Genomic DNA, 7,561 nt, shown 5'->3' on the forward strand with positions numbered 1-7,561 from the left:
GGCGGACCTTCATGCCGCTGCTGTAGGTCTGAACCGGGGCGTCGATGAAGTCTTCGATTTCGGCAAAGTCGAGGATGGCGTCGAACTTACGGTCGATCTCCTTCTTGGTCATCCCCAAGACGCTGCCGTTGACATAGACGTTCTCGCGGCCGGTGAGGATGGGGTTGAAGCCGGCGCCGAGTTCGATCAGGGCGCCGATGCGGCCACGCATGGTGATGGAGCCGCGGTCGGGCTTGATGAGGCCGTTGAGCATCTTGAGCAGGGTGCTCTTGCCGGCGCCGTTGTGGCCGATGAGGCCGAGGCATTCGCCGCGGCGGACTTCGAAGCTGACGTCGTCGACGGCCCAGAACTCGTCGCGACGCAGGTTGTCCCGCTCGCCGGGCCGGCCGGTGACTTCGGCGGCGAGGTCCTTGACGCCGTACCAAAGCGAGCGTTTGAGGTCGCGGCAGAACTTCTTGCCGACGCCGTCGACCTTGATGAGGACGTCGGGGTGGGGATCGCTCATCAGGAGCCGATCCTTTCGATGATGATCGGCATGGCGAGGCGGTAGAGCACCCAACCCACGAGCGTCAAGCCGCTGGCGATGACGAGCAGGACCAGCGTGTGCGGCCAGTAGGGGGTCGAGCCGACGATGAGCCAATCGCGGGCGGCCATGAGCGGCGCGGCGGCGGGGTTGAGGAACTCGACGCTGCCGCGAACGCCGGCGTCATTACCTTGCGGCACGGCCCAGCCGACCGGGGTGAGGAAGAGCAGAAAGCCCATCAGCATTGTGATCGCCTGCTGGATGTCCTTGTATAAGATGCCCAGCGGGGTGAGCAGGACGCCGATCATCGTGCCGATCATGATGAGCGTGCCGAAGCCGAGCAAGGCGAGCGGCGCGGTCCAGGCGGGGGCCGTCGTGAAGACAATCATCACGCCGACCAGCAGGCTAAACCGGACGAGCGTGTTAAACAGCACCTCGCCGATGCCCGCGAGCAGCAGTGCCTCGCGGGGGAAGTTGATCTTGGTCAGCATCGCTCGCGAGGCGTTGACGATCTGCAGCGGCTTCTGGACCGAATCGACGAACGACTGCCAGAGAATCGTTCCGAGGAAGACGAAGACGGGGTAAGGCATGCCATAGGCCGGGCTCGTCTCAATGACGCCGGTCGACTGGAGGATGATGAACGTTCCCGCAGCGGCGAGTGGCGGCAGGAAGGCCCAAATCCATCCCAGAGCAGCCCCGCGGTATTGCGCGGAGAGGTTGCGAACGACCAGCCGCCAAGCGAGGCCGCGGGAGGCCTTGAGGTCCCGCCACATCTCTGCTGCCAGGCGGCCGGGGTCAGCGAGGCCGCTGCCAGGGGCGTAGGTGACCTCGCGGAGTGAAAGATCACTCACTCCAGCTTCACCCGAGGGTTCAGACACCCGTTCTCGCTCCATGGCGGTCGGGATAGAGGCCGCGTCGGTCGTCACTCGGAGAACATCGTGTCCGGGGCGTCGTTCAAGCAGTTTTCCACTGGCTGCAGAAGACGTCGAGTAAGTCGTTCGGCATGCTCAACTGGCCGGCATCGGGATAAGGTGCTCGCCGCGCGGGATGTGATGGTGGCGGAACATGAACATCTGCAGCGGGTGTTTTACTACATCGCGAGTGACCGGAACTGCAAGCAGGACGATGTCGGCGTCTTGCAACTGAACGACTAGCGAGGTGCGGCGGCCCGCGGCTTCAAGCGTGAAAGGGTCGATCACTTCGGGCTTCGCCCCTGTCGGTGCACCGTGGTGGTGCCCGTGGGGCGGGTCAATGCGGCTTTGGGCCGAAGCAGCCGGGGTTTGGCGGGACTTCGGCGGGTCGGCGTTGGCCGGCCTGGGGCGGGATCATGCTGCACGCGCGGGGTCGATGCAAGCAATTTGAAGGCGGGCCTGTGCGACGGATTGGCTGCGATGGAAGTGCGGATGGCGGCGGTGGTGACTCAACTGGCTGCGTCAGTCCATGCTTTCTCAAGAAAGCTTCGGGTGGCCGCGAGTTCGTCGGGCTGCCAGTCGGATCGGCCTTCGACGGAAATCGCGCTGTCGTAGCCGATGGTGTGCAGGGCACGGAAGAAGGCGTCATAGCGATCGTCGTGCGTGCGGTCGAGGCCCGGTGACGCCCGGGTGCCGGGGTCGGCGACGTGGACGTGGCGAATCGCCCCGCCGGCCTCGACGATGTGGTCGACGGCCTCGTCCTCTTCCCACAGGTGATAGCTGTCGACGAGGCACTGGACGTGCGGGTGATCGAGCTGGCGAACCATCCGCATCGCCTCGTCGACGGTGTTCAGGATGTTGCACTCGGCCGAGCGGAGGGGCTCGATGACGATCATCGCGCCCGACCTTTCGGCATGCGGTGCGGCCATCTGGAGAAGGTCGGTGATCTGCTGCCACGCTTCGTCGCGGCTCTGGCCGTCGCGGACCATGCGTGCCTTGCCGCTGCCGAAGACGATGGTCTCTGCGACGAGCTCGTGCAGATTGTCGAACAGACCGGCCAGGTACGTCTGCAGTGCTGCCTCGTCGCGATCGGGGCCGGTGACGACGAGGTCGCCGGGCATGAAAATGTTGAAGATGCGTGCGCGATTGCCCAGGCCGCGGAGCGTTTGGAGGTGGCTTTCAGTGTCGTCGGCCCGTGGGTCGAGCAGTCGGCCGGCGGGGAGTTCGACGTAGTCGAAGCCGGCCTCGGTGGCGAGGTCGGCTTTGTCAGGCGTTCCGCAGATTCCGAATCGTGGCATGGCGTTGGGGCGGGTGGTGTTGGGCGACGATGGTGCCTTTCGTCGCTCGCGTCCAAAGAGTACCTTCGCGTCCCGTCCATCGCCCATGAGCCATCGCCCGAACGTCGTCTACCTCAACTCCCACGACACCGGCCGGTACATCCAGCCGTTCGGCCACGCGCTCAAGACGCCCCACCTGCAGAAGCTAGCCGAGGAAGGCGTTCTGTTTCGCAAGGCGTTCTGCAACGCCCCGACGTGTTCGCCGAGTCGCGCGGCACTGCTGACCGGGACCTACGCCCACCAGTGCGGCATGCTCGGCCTGTGTCATCGCGGGTTTCGACTGAATGATCCGCAGAAGCACCTCGCGCCGACGCTGGCCGGGCACGGATACACGACAGCTCATTCAGACGTGCAGCACGTCTCGCCATGGCGTGAGAAGGAAGGCGACGACGTCGTGCCGTTTGACGTCCATCTCGATCCCGAGGCCGGCGAGGGGAAGATCGATCGGGTGCTCGCCTGGCTCGAGGGTCGCAAGCCGGATGACGGGCCGTTCTATCTGGAGGTCGGGTTCAGCGAGACGCACCGGACCAGCGGCAAAGAGCTGCAGTGGCACAACGGCGAGAACTCCCCTGCCGGCGATCCGCGGTACGTCTCCGTCCCCGCACCGCTGCCGGATCATCCGGCGATCCGAAGCGACTTTGCCGACTACGGCCAAGCGGTCGAACGGCTCGACGCGTACTACGGCCAGATCATCGACGCCCTTTCCGCAGCAGGCCTGGCCGATGACACGCTGCTCATCGTCACGACGGACCACGGCATCGCGTACCCGGGCATGAAGTGCTCGCTGACCGATCACGGCACCGGCGTCCTGCTGATCGTGCGCGGGCCGAACGACTCGCCCTTCCGCGGCGGGAAGGTGGTCGACGCGGCGACGCAGCACCTTGACCTCTTCCCGACGATTTGCGACGTCGCCGGGCTCGATGCGCCGGACTGGCTGGAAGGCAAGTCACTGGTTCCGCTGTGCGACGGCTCGCTGAACGCTGGACAGCCCGACGCACTGCACGACGAGCTGTTCGCCGAGGTCACCTACCACGCCGCGTACGAGCCGAAGCGATCGGTCAGGACGGCCCAGTACAAGTACATCCGCTACTTCGACGACGACTTCAGCAAGCCGGTGCTGCCGAACATCGATCCGTCGATCTCGAAAGACGTCCTCCTCGCCCACGGCGGCCTGTCTGGCGATGTGCCGCGCGAGCAGCTGTATGACCTCATGCTCGATCCGCACGAGGCCAACAACCTGGCCGACCGTTCGACGCACGACCAGACGCTGCAGTCGCACCGCGAATCGCTGGCGGCGTGGATGCGGCGGACGGACGATCCGCTTTTGAAAGGCCCGGTCCACGCACCGCGGGAGCTTGCGATGAATCCGAGGACCGATCCTCATCCGACCAGCCCGACGATCACCATGCAGACCGGCGATCCCGCCCCGTGAGTCGCGGTGGTTTTTGCGCTAGGCGACAAATTGGCTTGCACTTGCTCGCTCGCCCTGTACGTTTTCGGGGTCGCCGCACGCACTGGTGCATGCGCCGATCTGGATCATGCATGGTTGCCGGATTGTTCGAGACCTTGGGAGATGAGATGTTGAAATCAAAGCTGTTGTTGGCCACGGGTGTCTGTTGCGCGGCTTGGTCGGCGGTGCCGTCGGCCTCGGCCATTACGATTCGCGACGACATCGGTGGTTCCGGTTCACGGGCCTTTGCCGATTCTGACGACGCGTTCGATGCGGTCGTCTGGGTCGACGGTTGCACGGGCGTGCTGATCGCACCCGACGTCATCCTGACTGCACGTCACTGCGGCATCTTCAATGGCGATCAGGTTCGATTCGGCACGAACGTCAACAGCCCCGACCTGATTCGCACGGTCACCAGCGTCAGCAATCCGGACGGCTTCGGCAGCCTGCTCGACGGCGGCGACGTCACGATCGCGCGGCTCTCCTCGCCTGTTCCGAGCAGCGTCGCCACCCCGCTCCGCATCATCGACGAGACGGTCGGCCTGGTCGGACAGGTCGCAGCCACGCTCGGCTACGGCTTCAACGGCGTCGGCAGCAGCGGCCACGGCTTCACCGGCGACGACCGTCGCTGGGGCGGCACCAACGTCATCGACCGTTACGGCACAGCCCCGGGTAGCAGCAGCTCATTCACGTCGAACATCTTCTCGACCGACTTCGACAACGGCTCGTTCTTCAACAACACGATCTCCGGCAGCGATCCGACGCCGACCGAGTTCGAGGCGACGACCGCCCCCGGTGACTCGGGCGGGCCGCTGCTCGTCAACATCGGCGACGAGTGGCTCGTCGCTGGCGTGCTTTCGGGCGGGACGACGTTCAACAGCGTCTACGGCGATATCTCGTGGTGGACCGGCGTCCAGCCCTACCGCACGCAGATCGAAGCCTTCGGTGGACAGTTCACGCTCATTCCCGAGCCCAGCGGCGCCCTCGCCCTCGCCTCGGCCGGCCTGATCCTCGCCCGTCGGCGACGCTGACGCCCGACGTCGCCGTCGTCTGAGGCGACGCGTTGATTCGGTATGCTCCGCTCGAGCAGGCGCTTCCCGCGCCTGCTGCGAGACGACGTGACGCCGCACTCCGATGACATCACCGTCGACACGCGCGCCCTGGCCGGCAAGGTGCTCCGTCGGGTGCGACAGCGGTGGCGGTCGATGGCGATCATGCACGTCGCGGTCGATGCCCTGCTGCTGGTGACGCTCTCGCCGGTGTTGGCGTGGACGGGCCGGCGGTTGATCACGTCGGAAGACCGCGTGGCCGTGAGCAACACGGACCTGGTCGGGTTTTTCATCTCGTTCAGCGGAGTTGCTCTGGCTTGCCTCGTCGCGGTCAGCTTCTTCGCCACACGCTTCTCACAGCTGACAGGCGTTCTGGTGATCGTCGGCGGCGAGGGTCCGCTGCTGCGACGGTTCTGGACGGTGGTGCGGTTCGGGCCGAGGCTCGTTCAGCTGGCGGCGGTGCTGATTGGCGTGCTCGTGCTGGCCGCGTTGCCGGGTTCGATCATCGCGCTGGCTTCCGCGTGGCCGATTCTGACGAGCGACGTCGACATCAACTTCTACCTGGCCGAGCGGCCGCCGACGTTCTGGTGGTCGCTTGTCGGTGTGATCGTCGGCGTGGTCATCGCCGCCGGAGCCTGCCTGTTCGCCATCGCCCGCGTCTGTCTGTCGCTACCGATCACGCTCTTCGAGGAAGTCGCTCCGCTCGCAGCCATCCGCGAGAGCTGGCGGCTGACCGGCGGACGCAGCAACGCGGTCGCGAGGCTGCTGGTCGGCTTCGCCCTCGTCGCCCTTGGCATCGCAGTCGCCGCCGGACTTGTCACCGGGGGGATCGTCGCCAGCACGTCTCTCGTCCCGCCGTCGACGTTCGCGGTCCTGCTTGTCGCCGCGGCGGCAGTGTTTCAGGCGATGGTCGCGATCGGCGTCAGCATTCTGCTGGTTTCGGTGTTCGGCACGCTGCTGGCCCTTCTCGCGAGCCGACTCGGTCGCGAGGTCACCCTCCACGACGACGGCGGACAGATCATCGACTTCCCACTGCTTCGCTGGCGCAACGGCCTTGTCGTCTGGGCGGCAGGCGTCATCACGCTGATCGTCGCGGTCGGCACCACGCTCGCCGCCGGCGTGCAGACACTCGAACGGCCAGCACCCCTCATCATCGCGCATCGCGGCACGGTCGACCGTGCACCGGAAAACACGCTCCTGGCCTTCACCGACGCGACGAAGGCCGGGACGGACGTCGTGGAGCTCGACGTGCAGCGGTCCAGCGACGGCGTTGTGATGGTCGTCCACGACGCCGACCTCATGCGGCTGGCCGGCAGGCGTCTCAAGGTTGCCGACACCACGGCCGCCGAGCTGATGTCGGTGCCGCTGGGTCCCGACGGCGATCAACGCATGCCGACGCTTCGTGAGGCGTTGGAGACCGTCGCGCCGGATGCCCGCGTGCTGATCGAGCTGAAGTACTACGGCTTCGACGACCAGCTCGTGCCCGCCGTCGTTCGCGTGGTCGACGAGCTCGACCTCCGCGAGCGTGTTCTGGTCATGTCCCTCGACGCCAAGGGTGTCGGACAGACGCGCGAGCTGGCTCCTGACATTCCGGTCGGCCTGACGGTTGCCACGAGCCTGGGCGACCTTTCCAGGCTCGACATCGACTTCGTTGCCATCGGGCAGTCTGCCGCCAAGCCACGCACGCTCGACCGCCTGCACGATGCCGGCATCGACGTGTACGTCTGGACCGTCAACGACGCCGACGCCGTCCGCCGCTTCCTCGCCTTCGGCGTCGACGGCCTCATCACCGACCGTGTCGACATCGCGACCACCGCCATCGAGGCCTGGTCCGACGAGACTGCCGTCGAACAGGCGTTAATCGCCTTCAAAGCCCGCTGGTTCGATTGACGCTTATCCGTCCTGCGTCACGCGGCGAATCGCGGCGACAAAGCCGTCGACCATGTTGTCGAGCGTGAAGACCTCCGCGGCGGTCTTGCGTGCCTCGACTGACAGCCGCTGACGAAGGTCGGCGTCGCGGAAGAGCGACGTCAGCTTCGCTGCCAGATCGTCCGGATCGCCGCGTCGGAACAGCAAGCCGTTCTCGCCGTCGCGGTGGGCCTCGATTTCGGGGTTCTGCGCCGCCACGTCGTCGCCGGTGACGACCGCGCAGCCGTAGCCGAACGCGTGGAGCACGCTGAGCCCGATGTTGTTCGGATAGCAGAACGCCCCCGACGCGGCCGCCGTCAGGAACCAGGGCGCGACCTGCTGGTCCTCGTAGATCGCCCCGGGCATGTGGAGGTCGTTGCCAA

General features: G+C 66.0%; 7 protein-coding genes. 3 read left to right on the forward strand and 4 right to left on the reverse strand.

The genetic code is table 11. The features are described from left to right. From AAGI46_14095 to AAGI46_14105, 3 genes are all read right to left on the reverse strand, one after another. On the reverse strand, positions 1 to 505 hold a 505-nt coding region (locus AAGI46_14095), incomplete at its 3' end, for an ATP-binding cassette domain-containing protein (protein ID MEM1013338.1). Next, positions 505 to 1,374: an ABC transporter permease gene (locus tag AAGI46_14100; protein MEM1013339.1), complete on the reverse strand. Its 870-nt coding sequence runs from the start codon at positions 1,372 to 1,374 to the stop codon at positions 505 to 507. The genes AAGI46_14100 and AAGI46_14095, both read right to left, overlap by 1 nt. A gap of 569 nt (positions 1,375 to 1,943) precedes the next feature. Next, a complete protein-coding gene (locus AAGI46_14105; GenBank protein MEM1013340.1) occupies positions 1,944 to 2,819 on the reverse strand; it encodes a sugar phosphate isomerase/epimerase family protein in 876 nt (291 codons plus the stop codon). Between AAGI46_14105 and AAGI46_14110 the strand changes: the two genes are divergently transcribed. From AAGI46_14110 to AAGI46_14120, 3 genes are all read left to right on the forward strand, one after another. Continuing rightward, entirely contained in the window at positions 2,818 to 4,203 is a 1,386-nt protein-coding gene (locus tag AAGI46_14110) for a sulfatase (protein MEM1013341.1), read from the forward strand. The two genes, AAGI46_14105 and AAGI46_14110, sit on opposite strands and share 2 nt — an antisense overlap. Positions 4,204 to 4,370: 167 nt before the next feature. After that, a complete protein-coding gene (locus AAGI46_14115) occupies positions 4,371 to 5,252 on the forward strand; it encodes a trypsin-like serine protease (GenBank protein ID MEM1013342.1) in 882 nt (293 codons plus the stop codon). A gap of 87 nt (positions 5,253 to 5,339) precedes the next feature. Continuing rightward, positions 5,340 to 7,160 (forward strand): glycerophosphodiester phosphodiesterase family protein, encoded by a 1,821-nt coding sequence (locus AAGI46_14120; protein ID MEM1013343.1) that lies wholly within the window; start codon positions 5,340 to 5,342, stop codon positions 7,158 to 7,160. 3 nt (positions 7,161 to 7,163) lie between these two features. Here AAGI46_14120 and AAGI46_14125 read toward each other — a convergent pair. Further along, a partial coding sequence (locus tag AAGI46_14125; GenBank protein MEM1013344.1) for a glycosyltransferase occupies positions 7,164 to 7,561 on the reverse strand: 398 nt, incomplete at its 5' end.

The organism is Planctomycetota bacterium, assembly GCA_038746835.1.
Classification (GTDB): domain Bacteria; phylum Planctomycetota; class Phycisphaerae; order Tepidisphaerales; family Tepidisphaeraceae; genus JBCDKH01.